Source organism: Streptomyces sp. NBC_01525 (genome assembly GCF_045040405.1).
Lineage (GTDB): Bacteria > Actinomycetota > Actinomycetes > Streptomycetales > Streptomycetaceae > Streptomyces > Streptomyces benahoarensis.
The window spans coordinates 2,028,180-2,053,123 of the sequence record NZ_CP109397.1 but is presented as its reverse complement, the minus strand read 5'-3'; the positions used below and the strand labels follow the sequence as shown (position 1 = coordinate 2,053,123).

The window sequence follows — 24,944 nt, the reverse complement described above, 5'->3', positions numbered from 1 at the left end:
CGCGTCCGTACCATGCCCTCCGGGGATCAACTCGGCCTCTCCGCCCAAGAATCGTCCCGCCATGAACCGTTCCGGCCGGGAATCGTCCCGGCCGGGGCACCCGACCCGCAAAGGTGCGCATCCGTGACCGACCCGTACGAGCCCCCGGAACCCGCCGGCGGCCCGGCCCGCTGCCTGACCGTGCTGACGACCACCGACGACGAGGCGAAGGCGCAGGAGCTGGCGCGCGGTGCGATCGCGGCGCGGGTGGCGGCGTGCGCGCAGGTCAGCGCCCCGGTGACGTCCGTCTACCGCTGGGCGGGCGCCGTGGAGACCAGCCGTGAGGTGCAGGTGCTGTTCAAGACCACCGAAGCCCGCTACGACGCGCTGGAGGCCCATATCCGGGCGGCGCACGACTACGACACCCCCGAGATCATCGCGACGCCCGTGGTGCGCGGCTCGGCGGACTATCTGGACTGGATCGCGAAGGAGACCCGCTGACATGCGACGACACGGCAGGAAGCACCGCGGGAAAGCGGTGGCGGCCGCGCTCGGCGCGGGCCTCGGCCTGGCCGCCTGGCTGACCACGGCAACGGTCAGTCAGGCCGGAACCACCGGCTCCGACAACCGCCCTCAGGGGCACGCGGCACCCGGCGCCCCCGAGGGCGGCGCCCCCTCTGCGTCCCCGGGGCCGTCCGCCACCGGCGACGGCCACACCCCCCGGATCACCATCACCTCCGCCGCCGCCTCCTGGACGACCGAGGCGGCCGCCGATTTCTGGACGCCCGCCAAGATGGCCGCGGCGTTCCCCCGCAGGACCGCGCCGGGCGGCCCGGAGGCGATGACCTCGTCCGGCACTCCGGCCGCGGCGTCCGTGCCCACCGCCCGGCACATCGACGGCATCCCGTCCGTCGGGGTCCTCTTCTCCGTCGACAAGGACGCCCGCGCGCACTACTGCACCGCGAGCGTGGTCACCAGCCCGCGCCGCAACCTCCTGCTCACCGCGGGCCACTGCAATCCCGGTACGCACGCCGCGTTCGTCCCGAAGTACCGCTCCGGGGCGACCATCCAGCCGTACGGGGTGTGGGCGATCACCAAGTCGTTCACGTACCCGGGGCACGGCACCACGGGCGACGCCTCCGACCTGGACTTCGCGTTCGCCACCGTCGCCCCCGACGGGCGTGGCCGCTCCGTCGAATCGCTCACCGGGGGCAACACCCTCACCCCGACCCCCGGTTACACCAACGACAACGTCACCGTCATCGGTTACCCGAGCGTCCGCAACGACCCCCAGGACCGTGCCGTACGCTGCGAAACCGGCACCCGGCGGCTGGACGGATACCGCCAACTCCGCATGGAGTGCAACGGGTTCCACGGCGGCACCTCGGGCAGCCCCTGGCTGACCCACTTCGACGAGCGGACCAAGACCGGCCGCGTCATCGGCAACATCGGCGGCCTCAACGGCGGCGGCCCCAGCGGCCCCCACGCCGACCGCACCTCCTACAGCCCCTATTACGGCGCGAACATCCTCATGCTCTACCTTCGGGCGATCAGCGGGTGAGCAAGGGGCTCCGGGGGTACCTGGCCGCGTGTCCGTCCTTGGGGCGGTCGCACGGCCGCGTGCCCCCGGGGCTGCGGTCCGGCCGGGCGCCCCCTGGGGCGGGCCCGGCCCAGGGGCTACCCCTACCGCAACGCCGCCATCAGCCCCCGTTCGCGCGGCCCCAGGAAGCGCGGGTCGGGCCGCAGGGCCGCGTCGGCCGCCGCCTTTCCCGCCGCGGCGACCTCCCGTACGCCGCCGTACACCCAGGTCACATCGTGCGGGGCGGCCACGCCCACGCCGTACGCGTCGATCCCCGCAGCGGTGCACAGCGCCAGCGCCCGCCGGATGTGGAAGCCCTGGCTCACCAGCACGGCGCGCCGCACGCCGAAGATCCGGCGCGCCCGGCTGCACGAGTCCCAGGTGTCGAACCCGGCGTGGTCCCCGACGATCCGCCGCCCCGGAACGCCGCGGTGCACCAGATAGCGGCGCATCGCGTCCGGCTCGTCGTAGTCGGCCCGCCCGTGGTCGCCGGTCACCAGGACCGCCCGGACCGTGCCGCGCCGGTAGAGCCGTCCGGCCGCGTCCAGCCGGTCCGCCAGATAGGGCGACGGTTCGCCGTCCCAGAGGCCCGCCCCGAACACCACCGCCACGGGGGCGCGCGGCACCTCGTCGAGCGCCCGCACCCGCGGCCCCGCGGAGACGTTCAGCCAGGTCGCCGGAGCCAGCGCCAGGACGGTCAGCGCCACCACGACCTGGTAGACGCGCCGCTGCCCCCGCCGGGTCCGCGGCAGCCGCCACCACACCCGCCCCTTCGGCCCCCGCATCCCCGTTCCTCCACTCCCCGGGGCCGGACCCGGCCCGCACGTCACCGGCAGCGACGCAGGGCGGCCCGGCACGGTTGCAGCAAGGCCCTCGCCACCGGGCCCGAAGCCACGGCCGAACGCCCCGGTGGACACCTGGTCGACGCCCCGGCCCCGCCCCGCGCCCGTCGCTCGCCGCCCCGCTCCGCACCACCGCACGTCCTCGCCGCACGGCCCCCGGCCCACCACCCGCAACGCCCCCACCACGGCTAACCTGGGCGAATCCGCCGACCGGCCATCGATCCGTACCGCAGAACAGGTGTGACCGTGCCTTCCTCCCCGCCCGCCGCCCCCGCCCCGCTCCCCAAGGCCGAACTGCATCTGCACATCGAGGGCACCCTGGAGCCCGAGCTGGCCTTCGCCCTCGCCGAGCGGAACGGCGTCACCCTGCCGTACGCCTCCCGCGACGAGCTGCGCCGCGCCTACTCCTTCACCGACCTGCAGTCGTTCCTGAACCTCTACTACGCGCTGATGGCCGTCCTGCGCACCGAGGACGACTTCCACGACCTCGCCGACGCCTACCTCGCCCGCGCCCGCGCCCAGGGCGTCCGGCACGCCGAGATCTTCTTCGACCCGCAGGCCCACACCGCCCGCGGCGTCCCCCTCGTCACCGTGATCAACGGCCTGGCCCGCGCGCTCGACGCCGCCCCGGAGCGGCACGGCATCACCACCCGCCTGATCATGTGCTTCCTGCGCGACGAGAGCGCCGAATCGGCCCTCGCCACCTTCGAGGCGGCCCGCCCGCACCTCGACCGCATCGCCGCCGTCGGCCTCGACTCGGCCGAGGTCGGCCACCCGCCGTCGAAGTTCCGCGAGGTCTACGAACTGGCCCGCGAGGCGGGGCTCAAGTGCGTCGCCCACGCCGGTGAGGAGGGTCCGCCCGCGTACGTCTGGGAGGCGCTGGACATCCTCGGCGTGGACCGCATCGACCACGGCGTGCGCAGCATGGAGGACGAGCGGCTGGTGGCCCGCCTCGCCGCCGAACAGGTGCCGCTGACCGTCTGCCCGCTCTCCAACCTCCGGCTGCGCGTCATCGACGACCTCGCCGACCACCCGCTGCCCGCCATGCTCGACGCCGGACTGCTGGTCACCGTCAACTCCGACGACCCCGCCTACTTCGGCGGCTACGCCGACGACAACTTCACCGCCGTACGCGACGCCCTCCACCTGGACGACGCGACGCTCCGCACCCTGGCCCGCAACTCGTTCCGCGCGGCCTTCCTGGACGAGGCGACCCGCGAGAAGTACCTGAAGGAGCTCGACGCGCACCAGGGCTAGGGCGAAGGGGCCACCCGGTGACGACGCGGTCCGCATCCGGTGGCGACGGGCCCCGCACCCGGCGTGGGGCGGCTGCCGCCCCGCCCGCCCCTCTCACGCCCCCTCCCCGCCCAAGGTGCCCCCGGTTACCACCCGTTCCCCGTCGGGAAACACCCCCGAAACGCCCGCTCGGCACCCTCGCCCCATGACGGCGTCCCGCACCCGCACCCAGCTCCGTCCGCCCGGCGCAGCCCTGTACGAGACCGGTGGACCGGGCCCGGCCGGGCCGGGTTCCGCCGGGCCGGGCCCCAGCAGGCCGGGCCCCGGCGGCGGGCCTCCCCGCCTCCTCCAGGCTGCCCCCACCCTCGTCGCCGTAGCCCACGGCAGCCGCGACCCGCGTGCCCTGCCCGTCGTCCGCGCGCTGCTGGCGCGGGTCCGGGCGCTCCGCCCCGGGTTACCCGTCCGGCTGGGCCACCTCGGGCTCGACCGGCCGCTGCTCGCCGATACCCTCGCCGGGCTCCGTGGCGGCGCCGTGCTCGTCCCGCTGCTCTTCGGCCACGGTCACCACGTCACCCACGACCTGCCCGCCGCTCTCGCCACCGCCCCGCACCTGGACGGCAGGATCGCCGCGCCCCTGGGCCCGCACCCGTTGCTCGCCGAGGCGCCGCACGGCCGCCTCGCCGAAGCCGGATTCGACCCGTACGCCGCGCCCGGGCGCCGCGCCCACACCGCCGTTGTCCTCGCCGCCGCCGGTTCCCGTGCCCCGCGCTCCGCCGCGGACACCGACGCCGTCGCCGCGCTCCTGTCGGCCCGGCTCGGCGGCCTCCCCGTCGTCACCGGGTACGCCTCCGCCGCCGCGCCCACCGTCACCGGGGCGGTCCGCGCCCTCACCGCCCGGGGGCACCGCCGGATCGCCGTCGCCGGATGCTTCGCCGCCCGGTGCGCCGCCGACGCCCCGGACATCGCCGCCGCCCCTCTGGGGGACCACCCGGCCCTCGCCCGCCTGCTGCTGCACCGCTACGACGACGCACTCGTCGCCGGAGGCGGAGGTGCTGCCGGAGGCGGCGCTTCCGTTCGGGACTCCACCGGGGCGGCTACCGTCGCAGTATGACGGGCATTCCTGCACACACCGGCTGTACCGGCCACGAGGACACCGGCGGACCGGCCGAGGCGCACCCGGGCCGCCAGGCACCGGCCGGTCCGCCGTCCGCCACCCCCGGATACGCCCCGGCGGACGCCGACCGCTGGGTCGCCGAGCCGGACAAACGCCCCGGCCGCACCGCCTTCCAGCGCGACCGGGCGCGCGTCCTGCACTCCGCCGCCCTGCGCCGCCTCGCCGGGAAGACGCAGGTCGTCACGCCCGGCACCCGCACCCACCTCTGGGACGCCAGCCCCCGCACCCGCCTCACCCACTCCCTGGAGTGCGCCCAGGTGGGCCGCGAACTCGGCGCGGCCCTCGGCTGCGACCCCGACCTCGTCGAGACCGCCTGCCTGGCCCACGACCTCGGCCACCCGCCCTTCGGGCACAACGGCGAGCAGGCCCTCAACGAGGTCGCCGCGGCGTGCGGCGGCTTCGAGGGCAACGCCCAGTCGCTCCGCCTCCTCGCCCGCCTGGAACCCAAACGTTTCCGCACCACCGCCGACGGCCCCCCCGTCAGCGTCGGCCTCAACCTCACCCGTGCCGCGCTGGACGCCGCGACCAAATACCCCTGGCCCCGGGGCGGCCACCCCACCGACCCCACCTCGCCCAAATTCGGTGTCTACGCGGACGACCTGCCGGTCTTCGCCTGGTTCCGCCAGGGCGCCCCCGCCGCCGCCCGCAGCTTCGAGGCCCAGGTCATGGACTGGTCCGACGACGTCGCCTACTCCGTCCACGACGTCGAGGACGGTCTGCACGCCGGGCACCTCGACCCCAACCTCCTGCTCGCCGACGCCGAACGCGCCGAGATCTTCGCCGTCGCCGCCCGCCGCTACGCCCCCGGCGCCGGGCCCGCCGAACTGGCCGCCGCCCTCGACCGCCTCCTCGACCAGGAGTGGTGGCCGCACGGCTACGACGGCTCGGCCCTCGCCCAGGCCCGCCTCAAGGACGCCACCAGCCAGCTCATCGGCCGCTTCTGCACCGCCGCCGAGGCCGCCACCCGCGCCGCGTACGGCACCGGCCGCCTCACCCGGTACGGCGCCTCCCTCGTCGTCCCGGAGGAGAGCCGGCTGGAGTGCGCCGTCCTCAAGGCCGTCGCCGACCGCTACGTCATGCAGCGCCCCGACCAGGAGGCGCTCCGCGCCGACCAGCGCGTCGTCCTCGCCGAACTCGCCGAGGCCCTGCTGCGCCGCGCCCCCGACGGCCTCGACCCGCAGTTCCGGTCACGTTTCGACGAAGCTGACGCCGCCGCCGATGACACCGCCCGGATGCGCGTCGTCATCGACCAGATCGCCGCCCTCACCGACGCCTCGGCCCGCAGCCTCCACGCCCGCCTCACCCGTGCCCCCGGGGCGCCCTGACCGCGCCACCCGGGACGCGCCGCACCGGACCGGACCCTTCCGTCCGCCCCCGCCGTGCGGGAGGCTCGGACGGCGCACGGCGGCCGCATCCGGGGCGCGCACACCACGTGGGTGTCGCCGGGCGCGACACCCGCACCGGTACCAGGCCGCGAAACACGGTAACGAGGACGGAGAACGGGGGAGCGTACACGGGGGACCGAACAGCGGGGGAACGATCGGCGACGTGCACGGCCGCGGAAGCGGACGTACGGCACCGACAACGAGGAGGAAGCAAGTGGTCGAAGCACACCAGACGTTTGTCATCGTCGGGGGCGGCCTGGCCGGGGCGAAAGCCGCCGAGACCCTCCGCGCGGAGGGCTTCACCGGACGGGTGATCCTCATCTGCGACGAGCGCGACCACCCGTACGAACGCCCGCCGCTGTCCAAGGGATACCTGCTCGGCAAGGAGGAGCGCGACAGCGTCTTCGTCCACGAACCCGCCTGGTACGCGGGCGCCGACATCGAACTGCACCTCGGCCAGCCCGCCGTCCACCTGGACCCGGACGCCCGGACCGTACGCCTCGGCGACGGCACCCTCATCGTCTACGACAAGCTGCTGCTGGCCACCGGCGCCGAACCGCGCCGCCTCGACATCCCCGGCACCGGCCTCGCGGGCGTCCACCATCTGCGCCGCCTCGCCCACGCCGAGCGGCTGCGCGGCGTCCTCGCCTCCCTGGGCCGCGACAACGGCCATCTCGTCATCGCCGGGGCAGGGTGGATCGGCCTCGAAGTCGCCGCCGCGGCTCGCTCGTACGGCGCCGAGGTGACCGTCGTGGAGACCGCGCCGACGCCGCTGCACACCGTCCTCGGCCCCGAGCTGGGTGACCTCTTCGGCGATCTGCACCGCGAGCGCGGCGTCCGTTTCCACTTCGGCGCCCGCCTCACCGAGATCGTCGGCCAGGACGGCATGGTGCTCGCCGTCCGCACCGACGACGGCGAGGAGCACCCCGCCCACGCCGTCCTCGCCGCCATCGGCGCCGCGCCCCGCACCTCCCTCGCCGAACAGGCCGGACTGGCCCTCGTCGACCGCTCCTCCGGTGGCGGCATCGCCGTCGACGCGGCCCTGCGCACCTCCGACCCGCACGTCTACGCCGCGGGCGACGTCGCCGCCGCCGACCATCCGCTGCTGGACACCCGCATCCGCGTCGAGCACTGGGCCAACGCCCTCAACGGCGGCCCCGCCGCGGCCCGCGCCATGCTCGGCCAGGACGTCGCCTACGACCGCGTCCCGTACTTCTTCTCCGACCAGTACGACGTCGGCATGGAGTACTCCGGCTACGCCCCGCCCGGCTCGTACGACCAGGTCGTCTGCCGCGGTGACGTCGCCAAGCGTGAGTTCATCGCCTTCTGGCTGTCCGAGGGACGGCTGCTCGCCGGGATGAACGTCAACGTCTGGGACGTCACCGAGCCGATCCAGCAACTCATCCGCTCCGGGCACCCGTTGGACCCCGCGGCCCTGGCCGATCCCGAGGTTTCCTTGGAGAGCCTGCTCCCGTAGCGTGCCGCCATGAGCGCCCGCATCTCCGGCCCCAGTGGCCCCACGCCGCCCGCCGGCCCCGCCGCGGCCGTCACCCTCGACTCCGTCCGTGACGCCGCGGCCCGGCTGGCGGGCGTCGCGCACCGCACCCCGGTGCTGCGCTCGCGCACCCTGGACGCGCTGGTGGGCGCCGAGGTCCACCTCAAGTGCGAGTCCTTCCAGCGCGTCGGCGCGTTCAAGTTCCGCGGCGCCTACAACGCCGTCGCCCGCCTCACCCCCGAGCAGCGTCGCCGCGGCGTCGCCGCCTACTCCTCCGGCAACCACGCCCAGGCCGTCGCCCTCGCCGCCCGCGAACTGGGCACCACCGCCGTCATCCTCATGCCCGAGGACGCCCCGCGCTCCAAGCGCGAGGCCACCGCGGGCTACGGCGCGGAGATCGTCACGTACGACCGCTACACCGGCGACCGCACCGCCCTCGGCCGCGCACTGGCCGAGGAGCGCGGGCTGGCCCTCATCCCGCCCTACGACCACCCGGACGTCATCGCGGGCCAGGGCACCACCGCCCTGGAGCTGATCGAGGAGACCGGGCCGCTGGGCGCGCTGCTCACACCCGTCGGCGGGGGCGGCCTGATGGCGGGCTGCGCCACCGCCGCCACCGCCCTCGTCCCCGGTATCCGCATGATCGGCGTGGAGCCGGAGACCGGCGACGACACCGCGCGCTCGCTCGCCGCCGGGGAGCGCGTCGCCGTCCCCGTGCCGCGCACCATCGCCGACGGGCAGGCCATCGAGATGCCCGGCGAGCTGACCTTCGCGATCAACCGGCGGCTCCTCGACTCCGTCGTGCTCGTCACGGACGACGAGATCCGCGCCGCCATGCGGTTCGCCTTCGAACGCCTCAAGATCGTCACCGAGCCCAGCGGTGCCTGCGCCCTCGCCGCCCTGCTCAGCGGCCGTATCGCCGCGCTCCCGCCCCGCGTCGGCGTGGTCGTCTCGGGCGGCAACATCGCCCTCGACCGCTTCCTGGAGGTGATGGGCGCGGCCCCGGACGCCCTCTGACGCGGCGGCCCGGACGGGACTGTCGGCGCCCGGCCGTAGAATTCACGCGTGGCAGGCAGGATCAACGATGACGACGTGAAGGCGGTACGGGACGCGGTCCCGATCGACGCCGTCGTGTCCGAATACCTCCAGCTCCGCAACGCCGGAGGCGGCAACCTCAAGGGCCTGTGCCCGTTCCACGACGAGAAGTCCCCGTCCTTCCACGTCAGCACGGCCAAGGGGCTCTACCACTGCTTCGGCTGCCAGGAGGGCGGCGACACCGTCGACTTCATCATGAAGATCGACCACCTCTCCTTCGCCGAGACCATCGAACGCCTCGCCGCCCAGGCGGGCATCACCCTGCGTTACGAGGAAGGCGGCTACACCCCCGGCCGCCAGCAGGGCGAACGCACCCGCCTGGTCGAGGCCCACAAGGCCGCCGCCGGCTACTACATCGAGCAGCTCGACTCGCCCGAGGCCGAGATCGGCCGCCGCTTCCTCGCCGAGCGCGGCTTCGACCAGGCCGCCGCCCAGCACTTCGGCGTCGGCTACAGCCCCGCCGGGTGGGACCACCTCACCCGCTTCCTGCGCGGCCGTGGCTTCACCGACAAGGAGCTGATCCTCTCCGGTCTCTCCCAGGACGGCCGCCGCGGCCCCATCGACCGCTTCCGCGGCCGCCTGATGTGGCCGATCCGCGACATCTCCGGCGAGGTCGTCGGATTCGGCGCCCGCAAGCTCCGCGACGACGACAACGGCCCCAAGTACCTCAACACCCCCGAGACCCCGATCTACAAGAAGGGCCAGGTCCTGTACGGCATCGACCTGGCCAAGAAGGAGATCGCCAAGTCCTCCCGCGCGGTCGTCGTCGAGGGCTACACGGACGTGATGGCCTGCCACCTCGCCGGAGTCACCACCGCCATCGCCACCTGCGGTACCGCCTTCGGCGGCGACCACATCAAGATCCTCCGCAGACTCCTGATGGACAACGGCTCGGCTCGGGTGATCTTCACCTTCGACGGTGACGCGGCGGGCCAGAAGGCCGCCCTGCGCGCCTTCGAGGACGACCAGAAGTTCGCCGCCGAGACCTACATCGCCATTGCCCCCGACGGCATGGACCCCTGCGAGCTGCGCCTCGCCAAGGGCGACACGGCCGTCGCCGATCTTGCCGAACCCCGCACCCCGCTCTTCGAGTTCGCCCTCCGCCAGATCGTGAGCCGCTACGCGCTGGAGACCCCTGCGGGTCGCGCCGCCGCCCTCGACGAGGCGGCGCCCGTCGTGGCCCGCATCAAGAACAGTGGCGCGCAGCACGAAGTGGCCGTCCAGCTGGCCGGGATGCTCGGCATCCTCGACACCCAGTTCGTGGTCCGCCGCGTCGGGCAGCTCGCCCGCTGGGCCCGCGAGCGCGGCCGCGACGGCGGGCCCGACCAGTCCCGCAGAGCCCCCCGCGGCCGGGCCCCGGTGTCCGAGGCCGAGGCGCCCGCCCCCGGCCTGCGCGGTCCCGCGCTCAACCTCCGCAGCCCCGCCCACCGCGTCGAGCGCGAACTCCTCAAGCTCGCCCTCCAACGCCCCGACCTGGTCTCCCCGGCCTTCGACGCGTACGGCATCGATGAGTTCACCGCCCCGCCGTACGTCGTGGTCCGCCGCTGCATCGAGGACGCCGGGGGCGCCGCGGCGCACGACGACGGCTACGTCCAGCGGGTCCGCGAGGCCGCGCCCGACGACACCGTCCGCGCCATGGTCACCGAGCTGATCGTCGAGCCGCTGCACACCCGCCGCGACCCGGACGAGGCATACGCGGGCGTCCAGCTCGTCGCCGTCCGCCTCGCCGCCGTCAACCAGCGCATCACCGAGATCCGCGGCACCCTCCAGCGCCTCGGCCCCCGCGCCGACCCGGAACACCTCGCCGCCGTCCAGAACGAACTCTGGGTCCTCCAGCAGTACGGCCAGTCCCTGCGCGAACGGGGGTACGCGGCGCTGTAGGCGCGGCGGGCAGGGCGCGGGCCCCGTTCACGCCGCCCGGCCGCGGGGCCTGCCCCTGCCGTCCGGCCTCGCCTTCCGTTCCGGCAGCCCGGCCCCGGGCCCGGCTCCCCCTTCCGGCCGCCCGGCTCCGGGACAGCGCCGCCGCTGCGGCAGCCCGGCCCCGCCCCGTCGGCCCCAGGAACACCCCCGCGCCCCGCACACCCGATCGCCGCGCTCCGCCCGACGCCCCGGCGTATCCGGACGGTCACGGAACGAACTCAGAAAGTGCTCGCACGCCCCTCGTGGCAGCCCTGTGTCGTACTCCACACTGAGAAGCGGTGCGCGAGTCCGCCGCGCCCCATCCGCTCCCGCGCACCCGCTTCCCGCCCGCGGCCACTCGCGGTACGGCGGCCGGCCCGCCGCCGCTCCCGGACCCTGCCGCCCGCGCAGCGAATCCCCTGGAGGTCGCCCCCGTGCAGAGCCAGATCCTCCCCGGGGCGCCCGGCGCCCCGCAGGCCGCGACCGGGAAGACCCTGCCGCAGGGGGAGGAAGCCCCGGCCCGCGGCCCGGCCGGCCGCGGCGGCCCCCATAAGGCCCCCGGCGCGTTCCGCGTCCCCACGCAGCCCGCCCGCCCCGCCCCGCCGGACGCCGGACACCTCCCGGAGGGGCCGCCGGCCGTCCCCGGCGAGGAGGCGGACGGCGTCCCCGAGGACGAGGCGGACAGCGTCCCCGGCCCGCCGCTGCGTTCCGAGGCGGCGGGCCCGTCCGCCGACCTCTTCCGCCAGTACCTCCGCGAGATCGGCCGCATCCCGCTGCTCACCGCCGCCGACGAGGTCGACCTCGCGCGCCGCGTCGAGGCCGGGCTCTTCGCCGAGGAGAAGCTGGCCCGCACTCCGGACCTCGGCTCCCAACTCGCCGGCGATCTCGACACATTGGTGGTCCGCGGCCGGATGGCCAAACGCCGTCTGATCGAGGCCAACCTCCGCCTCGTCGTCTCCGTCGCCAAGCGCTACCTCGGCCGCGGCCTGACCATGCTCGACCTCGTCCAGGAGGGCAATCTCGGCCTGATCCGCGCCGTCGAGAAGTTCGACTACGCCCGCGGCTTCAAGTTCTCCACCTACGCCACCTGGTGGATCCGCCAGGCGATGTCCCGCGCCCTCGCCGACCAGGCCCGCACCATCCGCGTACCGGTGCACGTCGTCGAACTGATCAACCGCGTGGTCCGCACCCAGCGCCGCATCCTCCAGGAGACCGGCAGCGAACCGTCCCACGACGAGATCGCCGTCCACCTCGGCCTCACCACCGAACGCGTCGAGGAGGTCCTGCGCCTCGCCCAGGAACCGGTCTCGCTGCACGCCCCCGTGGGCGAGGAGGACGACGTCTCCTTCGGCGACCTCATCGAGGACGGCGACGCCCCCTCACCCGCCGAATCCGCCGCCTTCCTCCTGCTCCGCGAACACCTCGACGCCGTCCTGTCCACCCTCGGCGAACGCGAACGCCGCGTCGTCCAGCTCCGCTACGGACTCGCCGACGGCCGCCCCCGCACCCTGGAGGAGATCGGCCGCCTCTTCGGCGTCACCCGCGAACGCATACGCCAGATCGAGTCCAAAACCCTCGGCAAGCTCCGCGACCACGCCTACGCCGACCAGCTCCGCGGCTACCTCGACTGACGCCGTCACCCCTCCGGTACGAACGCCTCCGCGGGCGGCGCCGCGGTGAACGCCCCCGGGTACGCCTCCTCCCGCACCGCCGCGTACTGCTGGCGCACCGCCTGCCCCACCGGCAGCTCCTCGCCCGGCTCGAAGACCTGGCTCGCGGCCGCCGGCCACTGCGGCGGCTCCGCCGGACCGCCCGGCTCGGCGGTGGGCAGCGTGCCGTGCGCCGCGCCGAGCGCCCACGCCGCCTGCCGTGCCGCGCCCAGCGCCGCGTACTCGGCCGGCTGTGGCACCACGACCTGCACGCCGAAGAGCGCCGGCGCCACCGCCTGCACCGCGGTCAGCTCCGCCGCCGCGCCCAGCAGGAAGACCCGGCGTACCGTCACGCCCCGGCCGCGCAGCACGTCCAGCGCGTCGGCGAGCCCGCAGAGCATCCCCTCGACCGCGGCGCGCGCCAGATGCTCCGGCTTCATGCTCTCCCGGCGCATTCCGTGCAACGACCCCGCGGTGTGCGGCAGATGCGGCGTCCGCTCGCCCTCCAGATACGGCAGCAGCACCATGCCGTACGCACCGGGCGTCGACGTCAGCGCCAGCTCCGACAACCCCTCCAGGTCCGTCCCGAGCATCTCGGCGGTGCCGCGCAGCACCCGCACCGCGTTGCTCGTGTGCACCACCGGCAGATGGCGGCCCGTCGCATCGGCGAACGAGGTGATGGTGCCCTCGGCGTCGACCAGCGCCTCGTGGTGGATGCTGAACACCGAACCCGACGCGCCCAGCGAGATCACCGCGTCGCCGACGCCCACGCCGAGCCCGAAGGCCGCCGCCATCGTCTCGCCCGTACCCGCGGAGATCAGCAGCCCCTCCGGGGTGAAGCCCGCCGTCCCCCAGGGGCGCAGCACCTCCGGCAGCCGCACCTGATGTCCGAGCGCCATCTCCACCAGATCCGGCCGGTACGCCTCGGCGGCCGCCGACCAGAACCCGGTGGTCGAGGCACCGCCCCGGTCCGTCGTCCGCCGCGCCGGGCGGCCCAGCAGCTGCCAGGCCAGCCAGTCGTGCGGCTGCATGACCTCGGCGATCCGGGCGGCGTTTGCTGGTTCGCTCCGCGCCAGCCAGCGCAGCTTGGTCACCGGGTGTGCCGCCTGTGGCACCGCCCCGATGGCCTGCGCCCACGCCGCCCGTCCGCCGAGCGAGTCCGCCAGATCGGCCGCGGCGCTCTGCGCCCGCTTGTCGTTGCCGACCAGCGCCGGGCGGACGAGCCCGCCCTCGGCGTCCAGCGGCACCAGCCCGTGCTGCTGAGCCGAGACCCCGATCGCCTGGACGCCTTCGAGCAGCCCGTTCCCGGCGGCCTCACCCAGTGACATCAGCCACGCCTGAGGGTCGACCTCGGGCCCCTTCTCGACAGGGTGCGGCGCGTACCCCCGCCTGATGACGGCACCGGTATCGGTATCGCAGACCACGATCCGTGTGCACTCGGAAGAACTGTCCAACCCGGCGACTTTCCCCATGGCTCCAGATGATGCCCCATCCGGCGGGCCCGGGACGCCTCAGGGTTTACGACGGCCGCCGCGGGGCGGGGGCGGGCGGCGTCAGGTGTTGCTCGTACCCCAGTCGTCCGGGTCGGCATCGCGCTGCTCACGCAGCGAACGGACCCGGTCGGTGACCGCCTGCGGCATCCGGTCGCCGACCTTGGCCGAAACCTTGTCGAACGCCTTCGTCGCCGCCTCCCGGCCGCCCAGCGCGGCGGTTTCGGCGGTGTTGCGGACCGCGGGGTTCTCCGCGACCCGCCGGGCCGCCTTGCGCAGCTGTTCGTACCGCTCCCGTCCGGCCCGCGTGCCGAGCACGTATCCGACGGCCAGTCCCGCGATGAACGTGAGCCGGTAGCGCATCGCTCCACCCTTTCCTGTCGTCGGCGGCGCGTCCGCCGGGGAGGGGCCGTGCCGCCTCCGCCGCGGTGCCGCCCGCCGATGGCGTTCGGTCGCGTCCGGTACCGGTGCACCGGACCTGCGGGCTGTGCCGCGCGCCTGCCCTGCGGGGCCGGTGATCACCTGTGGCGATACCGATTGGCGGAGCACCCCCCTGCTTGCGCTAATGTATGTGTCGCAGCGAGCGCACGCCGTCCGGAGTTCCGGTCGGCGAAGCATTCGAGGCACACGCAGCATTCCCCTGTAGCTCAATTGGCAGAGCAGCCGGCTGTTAACCGGCAGGTTACTGGTTCGAGTCCAGTCGGGGGAGCGCGATCCCCTGTAGCTCAATTGGCAGAGCATTCGGCTGTTAACCGGAGGGTTACTGGTTCGAGTCCAGTCGGGGGAGCAACAATGAAGAGGGCCCCGGAAAGGGGTCCTTTTTCATGTGTGGGGAACCGAAAGCCCTGCGGGTGAAGTCCTGTTGACCGTGCACAGCCGCCGGACGGCAGCCCACACGGGCAGCAGATCGTATGAGCGGCTATGCTGCGGCAGACGGCGCGCACAAATGTGCGCGGCGCGCCGTGTGGGGGCAGTAGCTCAGCCGGTCAGAGCAGCGGACTCATAATCCGTCGGTCGTGGGTTCGAGCCCCACCTGCCCCACACAGGCCAGGCGTCTTGCCTGGGAGGCACGTAACAGGGCCCTCGCAGTCGACTGTGAGGGCCCTCACTCTATGCGCGGACGGGGCGCGGGAGCCCCGGCGCGGCCCGCGTCTCCCCGGTGGCACCCGAACGCCCCGGGCCGCCGCCCGATCGGCGGCGGGACCGCCCCGCACAGGCCCTCGGCGACCCGTCCCGGGGCGCCCTCCGGGTGTGCTGAGCGCCACGTCAAACGCGTGTCACCGGGATGTCTAGGACGCCGCGCCGTGGGCAGGGGAGCGGGACGGTCCGGCGTGCGGAATACGGTGCGGGGCGATCCCGTTGCCGCAGCTGGATACGGACCGGACATACACGACAGACCCGCAAGTAGGGAGCCCGCATGAGCACCGTAGAGCTGACCAAGGAAAACTTCGACGAGATCGTCTCCGGCAACGACTTCGTCCTCATCGACTTCTGGGCCGAGTGGTGCGGCCCGTGCAAGCAGTTCGGTCCGGTCTTCGAGCGGTCCTCCGACAAGCACGACGATCTGGTCTTCGCCAAGGTGGACACCGAGGCGCAGCCCGAGCTGGCCCAGGCGTTCCAGATCCAGTCGATCCCCACGCTGATGATCGTCCGCGACAACATCGCGGTGTTCGCCCAGCCCGGGGCGCTGCCGGAGGCCGCCCTGGAGGACGTCATCGGGCAGGCCCGCGGCCTGGACATGGACGAGGTCCGCACCTCGGTCGCCGAGGCGCAGCAGGCCGAGCAGGCGCAGGAGAAGTGAGCGAGCTGCTGCTGGTCCGGCACGGCGAGACCGAGTGGAGCAGGGACGGCCGGCACACCAGCTGGACGGATCTGCCGCTCACCGCCGAGGGCGAGGAGCAGGCCCGCGCCCTGCGGCCCCTCCTCGCCCACCGGCGGATCGCCTCCGTCCGCGTCAGCCCGATGGCACGTGCACGGCGCACCGCGGAGCTCGCCGGGCTGGACGGTGCGCGGACCGACGACGGTCTGCGCGAATGGGACTACGGGGGCTACGAGGGCATCTCGACGCCGGACATCCAGCGGGAGCGGCCGGAGTGGTTCCTCTTCACCGACGGCACCGTTCCCGGCCCCGACGGGCATCCCGGGGAGTCCCCCGAGGAGGTCGGGGCGCGCGCGGACGCCGTCCTGGCGCGCGTAGTGCCGCTGCTGGCGGCGGACGACGGGGACGTGGCGCTCGTCGCGCACGCGCATTTCCTGCGGGTGCTGACCGCCCGCAGGCTCGGTCTGCCGCCGTCCGCGGGGGCGCTGTTCACGTTCGGGACCGGCGCCGTCGGCATCCTCGGCACCGAGCACGGCCGACCCGCCGTGGTGGCGTGGAACGCCCGGTAGCCGCCGGGCCGTGAGCGGCGGCGGTGTTGCCCCACGGGCATGTTCGAGGGCGGCGGGCCGTGCCGTCGGCGGGCGCCCCGGTGTCAGGGCGCCATCGGGTCGAGGTACATCGGCTCGACCTTGCCCTCGATCATGGCGCCGAGCCCCTGGACGGCGCAGGTGTCGGGCCGGTCGGCGATGTGCACCGGCACGGTGGTCGCCTCCCGGATCATCGACTCCAGGCCCGGGATCAGCGCACTGCCCCCGGCCAGCATGATGCCGCGCTCGCCGAGATCGGCGACGAGGTCCGGCGGGCAGCGGCGCAGCACCGACCCGATGCCGTCCAGGATCGCCGTCAGCGGTGTCGCGATGGCGTGCCGGACCCGGTCGGTGTCCACCTGCACGCACCGCGTCGTCCCGCTGACCACATCGCGTCCGTGCACCTCCGCCGGCCCCGCGGCGAGGCCGCCGGTGCCGGAGAGCATCAGATGCAGCGGCCGTACCGCGCGGCTCGCCAGGTGCACCGCGTGGTGCTGGCGCAGATGCTGGACGACGGCGTGATCGATGGCGTTGCCGCCCACCGCCACGGTCTCCGCCGCCACGATCGATCCCAGGGAGAGCACCGCGATCTGCGTGGTGCCCGCCCCGCACACCACGATCATGGTCGCCTCGGGCTGCTCGACGGGCAGTCCGCAGCCGACCGCCGCGGCCACCAGCGTGTCGACCAGCTCCACGCGCCGTGCCCCCAGCCCGCTCAGCGTCTCCACCGCGGCGCGCTGCGCCAGCGGTTCGCTGCCGAACGGCTGGCAGATCGCGGCCCGCATCGTCGGCCGCCGCCGCCAGGTCCGGCGCAGCTTGTTGCCGACGAGCTGCCGCAGCAGCCGCTGGGCCATGTCGATGTCGACCACCGTGCCGTTGGCGACCGGCCGTACGACCCGGATGTACTCCGGCGTACGGCCGTCCATCACCGCGGCGTCGGTGCCGACGGCCAGCAGCGCGCCGGTACGGACGTTCACGGCGGCCACCGTCGGCTCGTCGACGATCAGCCCCTGATTCTTGAGGTAGATGCGGGTCCGGGACGCCCCGATGTCGACTGCCACCGAACAACGGCGCAGCTGGGCGAGGCTGGTGGTCATGGAAGATTCCTCCCCTGTGGGCCGGTACGGATGGAGCGTCGCAAGGAGCACTCCCGGCCATCCTGTGGCGCCCGCCCGCCCGCTGCGCGTTGAGGAGGTCCGGTCGGGGGACGTACCGATACCCGCCGGGAACGGGCCCCGGGGCGGCGTCAGCTCAGCCGGCGCTGGAAGAGGCCCCAGGTGAACTCCAGGACGGCGGAGCGGAGTTCACCCGTCGGGCCGGGGAGCGTGGCCCACAGGTTCCAGCGGTTGGGGGCGTCGCCCTCCAAGGGGCGGGCCGGGGCGAAGGCGCGGGCGGCCTCGTCGGCGGTGCAGGACCAAGGGGTGAGGTCGTCGGCGGTGCGCAGCCGCGGGGCGGGGGCCCCGGGTGCGCGGACCAGCCAGGCGTTCCAGACGGCGCCGCCCGGCGCGGTCAGCACCTCGAACCGCAGATCGGGCCAGAGCGGCACCGGCCAGCGCAGCGCCTCGCAGGTCAGATCGCCGACCCGGCGGGTCGTGACGGTCTCGGGCGTACCGAGCAGTGCACGGTAGGGCCGCGCCCCGGTGCGCGCCCCGGGCGCGTGCAGCCGGGCCTGCCACCGCTTGTTCGCCTCGCGCTGCTGGGCCCGGGACACGTCGAGTTCCCGTAGCGCCGCCTCGACGAGACCGGGCTGGTGGTCGGCCATCCGCCGCAACAGCACGAGCTGGAACGCGAGCGGGCCGGGCAGCGCACCGGAGGGGCCGGGGGCGTGGGGTGGGTTCATGGGGGACATCGTTGTGCACGAGGGGTGGTGGACGGTGCGGGCCGCGTCGGGCGCGCCACCGGGTCGGGGAGGTAGGGGAGTTGGGGAGCGGCGGGGTGACGACCGGGCCGTCACCCCGCCCGCTCGCGGCCCGTCAGCTGAAGTCGAACTCCCCGGTGCGGGTCCGCTTCAGCTCGAAGAAGCGGTCGTAGCCCGCGAGCAGCCGGGCGCCGTCGAAGACCCGCACCGCGTCCTCGCCGCGCGGGATCGACATCAGGACCGGCCCGAAGAACGCGACCCCGTCGATGTGGATCGTCGGCGTGCCGACGTCCTCGCCCACCGGGTCCATGCCCTCGTGGTGGCTCCGGCGCAGCAGTTCGTCGTAGCGGTCGGTCTCGGCCGCCCCGGCCAGCGCGGCGGGCAGCCCCACCTCGGCCAGCGCCTCCCGGATCACGTTCTCGGTGTCCTCGCGGGCCTCGTTGTGCAGCCGGGTGCCGAGCGCGGTGTACAGATCGCGCAGCACCTCCTCGCCGTGCCCGGCAGCCGCGGCGATGCAGACCCGCACCGGGCCCCATCCCTCGTCCAGCAGCGCCCGGTACTTCTCCGGCAGGTCCTCGCGCCCCTCGTTCAGCACGGACAGGCTCATGACCCGGAACCGCAGATCCAGGTCGCGGTGGCGCTCGACCTCCAGGATCCACCGGGAGGAGATCCAGGCGAACGGGCAGATGGGATCGAAGTAGAAGTCGACGGTGTGGCGGGCGGACCCGGGCTGCGGGGTGCGGTCTTCCGGGGCGGTGATCTCGGTCATGGGCTCAGGCTATGCCGGGACGAGGCGTAGTGCCCGGGCCATTTTCCGTCCGCAGGGGTGGGCCACCGGGCGCCGCCACCCGGCCGGAGCCGAACCGGCGCCGTGGCCGCTCACTCCGGGGCGGTGCCGAGCATCCGCTGCAGCAGCTCCTTGAGCAGGGTCCGCTCGGCGACCGTCAGGCGGCCCAGCGGCTCGCGCGCGAAGTTCAGCGAGCCGCGCAGCGCCTCGGCGGTGCGTCTGCCCTCGTCCGTCGGGGCGGCCAGTTTCACCCGGCGGTCGGCGGGGTCGGGCCGCCGCTCGACCAGCCCGCGGGACTCCAGCCGGTCGACGATGCCGGTGATGTTCGACGGCTCGCACTTCAGGCGCTGCGCTATCCGCCGCATGGGGAGCGGCTGGGCGGCCAGCAGGCCGAGCACCCGGGCCTGCGCCCCGGTGAGGGAGTGCTGCGACGCCGCGTGCTCGTACTCCTCGTGGTAACGGGCGACGACGGTGCCGATGAGATCGACGACCTCGACGGTCAGGTGGTCTGCGCGCGGAGTCATGTCCACCAGGATACCCAATTGCTTGACAGGATGAAATATTCAGAGGCATGGTTGTTTCAGTAGCTGAAGCATCAGGAAGGATCGCGTCATGTCCGCACTGCCCACGACCAGCCGTGAATGGCACCTCGTCGCCCGTCCGCACGGCTGGCCCACGCCGGACGACTTCGCCCTGCGCGAGGCCGCGGTGCCCGAGGTCGGCGAGGGCCAGGTCCTCGTCCGCACGCGGCACTTCTCCGTCGACCCCTATATGCGTGGCCGGATGAACGACGTGAAGTCCTACGTCCCGCCGTTCCAGCTGGACCGCCCCATGGACGGCGGCGCGGTCGGCGAGGTCATCGCCTCGCGCTCGGCCGACGTGGCCGTCGGCGACCATGTGCTGCACGGTCTCGGCTGGCGGGAGTACGCGGTGCTCGACGCCGCGCGCGCCGCGAAGATCGACCCTTCGTTGGCCCCGCTGAGCGCCTATCTCGGCGTGCTGGGTATGCCCGGCCTGACCGCCTACGCGGGTCTGCTGGAGGTGGCCTCCTTCAAGGAGGGGGACGCGGTCTTCGTCTCCGGCGCGGCCGGTGCGGTGGGCAGCGAGGTCGGTCAGATCGCCAAGCTCAAGGGTGCGTCCCGGGTGATCGGCTCGGCCGGTTCCGACGAGAAGGTCAAGCTCCTCGTGGAGGAGTACGGCTTCGACGCGGCGTTCAACTACAAGAACGGCCCGGTCTCCGGGCAGCTCAAGGCAGCCGCACCGGACGGCATCGACGTCTACTTCGACAACGTCGGCGGCGACCACCTCGAAGCGGCCATCAGCTCCCTCAACGTCCATGGCCGTGCGGCGATCTGCGGCATGATCTCGATGTACAACGCCACCGAGCCCACCCCGGCCCCGCGCAACCTCGCGCTGGTCATCGGCAAGCGGCTCCGCCTCCAGGGTCTGCTGGTCGCCGATCACAGCGCGCTGCAGCCGCAGTTCGTCGAGGAGGTCTCCGGCTGGATCCGTTCCGGTGCGCTGAAGTACCGCGAGACCGAGGTCGTCGGCATCGAGAACGGCGTCGAGGCGTTCCTCGGCCTCCTCCGCGGCGAGAACACCGGCAAGATGATCGTGACCGTGGCGGACTGACCCGCCTCCGCCGTGGATCGGCGCCGGGGCCGCGCGCCGAGGGGGACGGCGTACGGTCCCGGGGCCTGCGAACTCGGCAGCTGCTGGCCGGTGTGAGGTGGTCGGCGTCCGGTGGCGGTGCCGTCGGTCGGCCCGCCGTCGGTCGGGCCCGGCTTCACCGGCTCGCCGCGCCATGCGTACGGGGGGACCGTTAGGCTCGGGGCAAGCCGTCGCGATCGTGGGCGCGAGTCGCGGCGAACCGCAGGAGGATTCACATGTCCATCCAGCCGGTCGACGTCGTCTACACCGCCGTCGCCACCGCCGAGAACGGCCGCGACGGCCGCGTCTCCAGCGACGACGGCAAGCTCGACGTCATCGTCAACCCGCCCAAGGAGCAAGGTGGCAGCGGCGCGGGCACCAACCCGGAGCAGCTGTTCGCCGCGGGCTACAGCGCCTGCTTCCAGGGCGCGCTCAGCGTCGTCGCCCGCCAGGAAAAGGCCGACGTCTCGGGCTCCCGCGTCACCGCCCATGTCGGCATCGGCAAGACCCCGGCCGGTGGCTTCGGCCTCAAGGTCGAGATCTCCGCGTCGATTCCCCACGTCGACGCCGCCACTGCCAAGGAACTCATCGAGAAGGCCCACCAGGTGTGCCCGTACTCGAACGCCACCCGCGGCAACATCGAGGTCACGCTTACCGTCGCCTGACCTACGGGACCGGCGTCGCCAGCCGCGAACCCTCAACTGGCTGACACCGCAAGACGGTGGGGCAGTTGAACCTGAAGGCCGCTTCCGGTGGGGGGCGGCCTTTGGGGGTTGTGGGGTGTAGGGGGAGGGCTGGCGTGTTGTCAGGGACCTTGTCTGGTGGGGTGGGTGACTGGGATTCAAGGGGCGACTCCATTCGATGTCCTGACTACTGGTCACCGATGTGTCTCGGCCAGCCACGGCAGGCCACCCGGGCCTGCTGCCCTGACCCGCCGTCGACGGCGACACCGGCGATCGGCCAGCCGGACGATCGGCGCATCGGTGACCTGCGTACCGAGCCACCAGTCAGCCGATCGACCGGCGCCCCGGTGACCGGCGTAGCCGAGCGCCCCAGCGCACCGAGCCACCCCCCCCGTATCCGCCTCCCGGACCGCCGCGTCCCGCCCTCGCCCGGCCGCCGAGGACGCATCGGCATCAGCCGAAGCACCCCCCCCACGTGACGCAGGCCACGTCCCCGCCGCCTTGACGAAGCCCGCATGTAATCGATTTCGTATCCTCCGAGAAATCGATTACACGTCGATCGCACGCAGAGGATGGCAACGGCGCCATGGCGAACATCAAGGACGTGGCGGAGCGGGCAGGAGTCTCGGTCGCCACCGTGTCACGGGTGCTCAACGGGCACAGTCCCGTGGCCGAGACACGGGAGCGGGTGCTCGCCGCCGTGCGGGAGCTGGGGTATCGCCCCAACAACGTCGCCCGTGCCCTGCGCACCGCGCGGACCGGCACACTCGGGCTGATCATCGGCGATCTCACCAATCCGTTCTTCACCGAGCTGGCCGACGCCGTCGAGGACGAGGCCCGCAGCCTCGGCTACAGCCTGGTCATCGGCAACGCCGGCGAACGCCCCGACCAGCAGGACGACTACATCCGCACGCTCCTCGACCGGCAGATCGACGGGCTGCTGGTCAGCTCGGCGGGCACCGGCTCCACGATGCTCGGCGAGGTCGTCGCGTCCGGTACGCCGCTGGTGCTGCTGGACCGGATCGTGCCCGGCGTCGACGCTCCGTGCGTACGCGCAGATGGCCGGGAAGCCCTCACCGACCTCGCCGCGCACCTCGCCGCCCTCGGGCGCCGTCGTCCCGCGATCATCGTGGCACCGGCCGGTACGCCCACCGGCGACGAACGGCTCCGGCTCTTCCGTACGGCGCTCGCCGCGCACGGCATCGCGCTCCCCGACGCGTGCGTCGGCGCCACCCCGGACCTTCAGCACACCGGCGGCCGCGCCGTGATGCGTGCCTTCCTCGATCTTCCCGAGCCGCCGGACGCGGTGCTGGCCACCGACAACCTCATGGCGCTCGGCGCGATGGACGAACTGCGCGCGCGGGGGCTGCGCATCCCCGAGGACATGGCGCTGGTGGTCTACGACGAGGTCCCGTGGTTCCGCCATGCCGATCCGCCGCTGACCGTCATCGCCCAGCCCACCCGTGAGCTGGGGCGGGCCGCCGTGCACACGCTGCTGGCACGTATCGAGGGCCGCGAGGCCGCATCGGTGCTGCTCCCGGCGCTATTGGTGGCCCGGAGCTCGTGCGGCGAACCGGCCGGGGGGCGGGTGCCCGTGCCCAGGCCCGCCGATGCCGTATGAGCCGACTGTTCTGAACGCCGACGTGTCCTGAGCGGCGGACCGCCCACCGGACCGCCCACCGGACCGCCCACCGGACCGCCCACCGGACCGCCCTCCGGGCCGATCCCGGCCAGGCGCGGTCCGGCGACGCCCCCAACTCGCCGCGTCCCCGGCCCCGTTCCGGGAAGGACGTCAAGCAGGCGCCGAGGCGAACCCCGGAGGCGCCATCCGCCCCCGGCGCCCCGAACCCGCCACCCGTCCCCCACCCACACCACCAAGCACGAGAACCCCGAGCACCACACCGAGGAAGAGAGGGCAGCGCATGACCGGCGTCAAAGACGACGTACCGGGCGGCCGCGAACTGCTGCGCGTGGTGGGGGTGACGAAGTCGTTCCCCGGCGTGCGCGCGCTGGACGGCGTGGACCTGAGCCTGCGCTCCGGCGAAGTGCACGTCCTGCTCGGCGAGAACGGCGCGGGCAAGAGCACCCTCATCAAGATGCTCTCCGGCGCCCACCGCCCCGACCAGGGACGCATCCTCGCCGCCGGAGGCGCGGACGGCAGTGCCGACGGACTCCACGAGGTGCACATCCGCTCCGCCCAGGACGCGGAACGGATCGGGATCGCCACCATCTACCAGGAGTTCAACCTCGTCCCCGGCCTGACGGTCGCCGAGAACATCTTCCTGGGGCGGCAGCCGCGCACCGCACTCGGACTCGTCGACAGGAAGACGATGCGGGCGCGCGCCGCCGAGCTGCTGCGCCGGGTCCGCCTGGACGTCTCCCCGTCCACCCCGGTCGCGGAACTGGGCATCGCCCGGCTCCAGATGGTGGAGATCGCCAAGGCGCTCAGCCTTGATGCCCGCGTCCTGATCATGGATGAGCCGACCGCGGTCCTCACCTCCGAGGAGGTCGAAACGCTCTTCGGCATCGTGCGGGAGCTGCGCGCGGACGGCGTGGGCGTCATCTTCATCACCCACCACCTGGAGGAGATCGGTGCCCTCGGCGACCGCGTCACCGTCCTGCGCGACGGCCGTTCGGTCGCCGAGGTCCCGGCCACCACCGACGAGGACGAGCTGATCCGGCTGATGGTCGGCCGCGACATCTCCGAGCAGTATCCGCGCGTACGCCCCGACTCCCCGGGCGCGCCGCTGCTGCGCGTACACGGTCTGACCAGGCACGGAGCGCGCGGCAGTAAGGGCGCACCGGCCCGGCCCGTCTTCGAGGGCGTCGACTTCGAGGTGCGCGCGGGCGAGGTGGTCGGCCTCGCCGGGCTCGTCGGCGCGGGCCGTACCGAGGTCGCGCGGGCGCTCTTCGGTGTGGACCGCTATGACGCCGGGACCGTCGAGGTGGACGGCAGGGAGCTGGCCCCCGGCGACGTACGGGCGGCGATGCGCGCCGGGCTCGGGCTGGTGCCGGAGGACCGCAAGGGCCAGGGGCTGGTCCTGGACGCGTCGTTGCAGGACAACCTGGTGCTGGCCCGGCTGGACCGGGACACCCGCGGCGGGCTGGTCGACCGGCGTGGGCAGCGGCGCGAGGCGGCCGCGGTCGCCTCGCAGCTGAAGGTCCGGATGAGCGGTCTGGGCCAGAGCGCCCGCACCCTCTCCGGCGGCAACCAGCAGAAGATCGTGATCGGCAAATGGCTGCTGACCGAGACCCGGCTGCTGATCCTCGACGAGCCGACGCGCGGCATCGACGTCGGCGCGAAGGTCGAGATCTACCAGCTGATCAATGAGCTGACCGCGGCCGGATGCGCGGTCCTGATGATCTCCAGCGACCTCCCCGAGGTGCTCGGCATGAGCGACCGGGTGCTGGTCATGGCCCAGGGCCGGATCGCCGGTGAACTCCCGGCCGGACAGGCCACCCAGGATGCGGTCATGGAGTTGGCCGTGCAGGCCCCGAAATCGGCCACCGGGAGCCGGGCGCCCGCCGAGGCACCGAAGCCGACGGCCGGCGGCCCCACCGAGGCGGCCACGGCGGCCGGCCCTGCGGGCCCCGCCTTGTCCGCCACCCCGCAGAATCCCATGAAAACCCCTGGTCAGAGCGCGATGGAGGGCTCCGATGACTGAGTTGCTGAAGACCCCGGAGGAGACTCCTCCGCCCCTGGAGGCGGGCCGCGGCGCCGCGTTCGGCGGATGGTT

General features: G+C 73.7%; 22 protein-coding genes and 3 tRNA genes. 18 read left to right on the top strand and 7 right to left on the bottom strand.

Translation table 11 applies throughout. The features are described from left to right. Nucleotides 1-123: 123 nt before the first annotated feature. Nucleotides 124-480, top strand: a complete 357-nt coding sequence (gene cutA, locus OG422_RS09160; protein WP_405741832.1) for a divalent-cation tolerance protein CutA — start codon at nucleotides 124-126, stop codon at nucleotides 478-480. A gap of 1 nt (nucleotide 481) precedes the next feature. Next, on the top strand, nucleotides 482-1,540 hold the full coding sequence (locus OG422_RS09155; RefSeq protein ID WP_405741829.1) for a hypothetical protein: 1,059 nt from the start codon (nucleotides 482-484) through the stop codon (nucleotides 1,538-1,540). Nucleotides 1,541-1,662: 122 nt separating this feature from the next. Here OG422_RS09155 and OG422_RS09150 read toward each other — a convergent pair whose 3' ends face one another. Beyond that, complete coding sequence (locus tag OG422_RS09150) at nucleotides 1,663-2,343, bottom strand: vancomycin high temperature exclusion protein (RefSeq protein WP_405741826.1); 681 nt, start codon at nucleotides 2,341-2,343, stop codon at nucleotides 1,663-1,665. 303 nt (nucleotides 2,344-2,646) lie between these two features. On the opposite strand from OG422_RS09150, the gene OG422_RS09145 reads away from it, so the two are divergent. The 7 genes from OG422_RS09145 to OG422_RS09115 all read left to right on the top strand — a co-directional run bounded on the left by OG422_RS09145 (nucleotide 2,647) and on the right by OG422_RS09115 (nucleotide 12,315). Beyond that, entirely contained in the window at nucleotides 2,647-3,657 is a 1,011-nt protein-coding gene (locus OG422_RS09145) for an adenosine deaminase (RefSeq protein ID WP_405741824.1), read from the top strand. A gap of 184 nt (nucleotides 3,658-3,841) precedes the next feature. After that, nucleotides 3,842-4,747: a sirohydrochlorin chelatase gene (locus tag OG422_RS09140; protein WP_405741821.1), complete on the top strand. Its 906-nt coding sequence runs from the start codon at nucleotides 3,842-3,844 to the stop codon at nucleotides 4,745-4,747. Next, complete coding sequence (locus OG422_RS09135; protein ID WP_405741818.1) at nucleotides 4,744-6,135, top strand: deoxyguanosinetriphosphate triphosphohydrolase; 1,392 nt, start codon at nucleotides 4,744-4,746, stop codon at nucleotides 6,133-6,135. Before OG422_RS09140 ends, OG422_RS09135 begins: the two co-directional genes overlap by 4 nt. A 274-nt stretch (nucleotides 6,136-6,409) precedes the next feature. Beyond that, entirely contained in the window at nucleotides 6,410-7,672 is a 1,263-nt protein-coding gene (locus OG422_RS09130) for an NAD(P)/FAD-dependent oxidoreductase (RefSeq protein WP_143943833.1), read from the top strand. A 9-nt stretch (nucleotides 7,673-7,681) separates the two neighbouring features. After that, nucleotides 7,682-8,707, top strand: a complete 1,026-nt coding sequence (locus tag OG422_RS09125; RefSeq protein ID WP_143943834.1) for a pyridoxal-phosphate dependent enzyme — start codon at nucleotides 7,682-7,684, stop codon at nucleotides 8,705-8,707. Nucleotides 8,708-8,755: 48 nt separating this feature from the next. Next, nucleotides 8,756-10,666, top strand: coding sequence for a DNA primase (dnaG, locus tag OG422_RS09120; protein ID WP_405741814.1), 1,911 nt, complete (start codon nucleotides 8,756-8,758; stop codon nucleotides 10,664-10,666). Nucleotides 10,667-11,103: 437 nt separating this feature from the next. Further along, the gene (locus OG422_RS09115) at nucleotides 11,104-12,315 is read left to right on the top strand and encodes a sigma-70 family RNA polymerase sigma factor (RefSeq protein ID WP_405747698.1); all 1,212 of its coding nucleotides are present in this window, start codon (nucleotides 11,104-11,106) and stop codon (nucleotides 12,313-12,315) included. A 5-nt stretch (nucleotides 12,316-12,320) separates the two neighbouring features. Here OG422_RS09115 and OG422_RS09110 read toward each other — a convergent pair whose 3' ends face one another. Next, on the bottom strand, nucleotides 12,321-13,805 hold the full coding sequence (locus OG422_RS09110) for an FGGY family carbohydrate kinase (RefSeq protein ID WP_405741811.1): 1,485 nt from the start codon (nucleotides 13,803-13,805) through the stop codon (nucleotides 12,321-12,323). 81 nt (nucleotides 13,806-13,886) lie between these two features. Further along, complete coding sequence (locus OG422_RS09105; protein ID WP_143943943.1) at nucleotides 13,887-14,186, bottom strand: YtxH domain-containing protein; 300 nt, start codon at nucleotides 14,184-14,186, stop codon at nucleotides 13,887-13,889. 273 nt (nucleotides 14,187-14,459) lie between these two features. On the opposite strand from OG422_RS09105, the gene OG422_RS09100 reads away from it, so the two are divergent. From OG422_RS09100 to OG422_RS09080, 5 genes are all read left to right on the top strand, one after another. Continuing rightward, nucleotides 14,460-14,532, top strand: a tRNA-Asn gene (locus OG422_RS09100). Nucleotides 14,533-14,537: 5 nt separating this feature from the next. Then, nucleotides 14,538-14,610, top strand: a tRNA-Asn gene (locus OG422_RS09095). Nucleotides 14,611-14,790: 180 nt separating this feature from the next. After that, a tRNA-Ile gene (locus OG422_RS09090) sits at nucleotides 14,791-14,864 on the top strand. A gap of 376 nt (nucleotides 14,865-15,240) precedes the next feature. Then, a complete protein-coding gene (gene trxA, locus OG422_RS09085) occupies nucleotides 15,241-15,624 on the top strand; it encodes a thioredoxin (RefSeq protein ID WP_143943944.1) in 384 nt (127 codons plus the stop codon). Further along, complete coding sequence (locus tag OG422_RS09080; protein ID WP_405741808.1) at nucleotides 15,621-16,211, top strand: histidine phosphatase family protein; 591 nt, start codon at nucleotides 15,621-15,623, stop codon at nucleotides 16,209-16,211. The genes trxA and OG422_RS09080 overlap by 4 nt, the downstream gene beginning before the upstream one ends. 83 nt (nucleotides 16,212-16,294) lie before the next feature. On the opposite strand, the gene OG422_RS09075 is transcribed toward OG422_RS09080, so the two are convergent. From OG422_RS09075 to OG422_RS09060, 4 genes are all read right to left on the bottom strand, one after another. Beyond that, entirely contained in the window at nucleotides 16,295-17,326 is a 1,032-nt protein-coding gene (locus OG422_RS09075) for a rod shape-determining protein (protein WP_405741805.1), read from the bottom strand. Between the two features lie 149 nt (nucleotides 17,327-17,475). Continuing rightward, nucleotides 17,476-18,069, bottom strand: a complete 594-nt coding sequence (locus OG422_RS09070) for a hypothetical protein (protein WP_405741802.1) — start codon at nucleotides 18,067-18,069, stop codon at nucleotides 17,476-17,478. A 133-nt stretch (nucleotides 18,070-18,202) separates the two neighbouring features. Further along, nucleotides 18,203-18,856, bottom strand: coding sequence for a DsbA family protein (locus OG422_RS09065; protein WP_143943240.1), 654 nt, complete (start codon nucleotides 18,854-18,856; stop codon nucleotides 18,203-18,205). Nucleotides 18,857-18,966: 110 nt separating this feature from the next. Next, entirely contained in the window at nucleotides 18,967-19,398 is a 432-nt protein-coding gene (locus OG422_RS09060) for a MarR family winged helix-turn-helix transcriptional regulator (RefSeq protein ID WP_143943241.1), read from the bottom strand. A gap of 88 nt (nucleotides 19,399-19,486) precedes the next feature. Between OG422_RS09060 and OG422_RS09055 the strand changes: the two genes are divergently transcribed. The 4 genes from OG422_RS09055 (at nucleotide 19,487) to OG422_RS09040 (ending at nucleotide 24,872) form a co-directional block, all read left to right on the top strand. Continuing rightward, entirely contained in the window at nucleotides 19,487-20,506 is a 1,020-nt protein-coding gene (locus tag OG422_RS09055; protein ID WP_405741797.1) for an NADP-dependent oxidoreductase, read from the top strand. A gap of 254 nt (nucleotides 20,507-20,760) precedes the next feature. Further along, a complete protein-coding gene (locus tag OG422_RS09050) occupies nucleotides 20,761-21,189 on the top strand; it encodes an organic hydroperoxide resistance protein (RefSeq protein ID WP_405741794.1) in 429 nt (142 codons plus the stop codon). Nucleotides 21,190-21,793: 604 nt separating this feature from the next. Beyond that, nucleotides 21,794-22,828: a LacI family DNA-binding transcriptional regulator gene (locus OG422_RS09045; protein ID WP_405741791.1), complete on the top strand. Its 1,035-nt coding sequence runs from the start codon at nucleotides 21,794-21,796 to the stop codon at nucleotides 22,826-22,828. 301 nt (nucleotides 22,829-23,129) lie between these two features. Then, nucleotides 23,130-24,872 (top strand): sugar ABC transporter ATP-binding protein, encoded by a 1,743-nt coding sequence (locus OG422_RS09040; protein ID WP_405741788.1) that lies wholly within the window; start codon nucleotides 23,130-23,132, stop codon nucleotides 24,870-24,872. The last annotated feature ends 72 nt before the right edge of the window (nucleotides 24,873-24,944 follow it).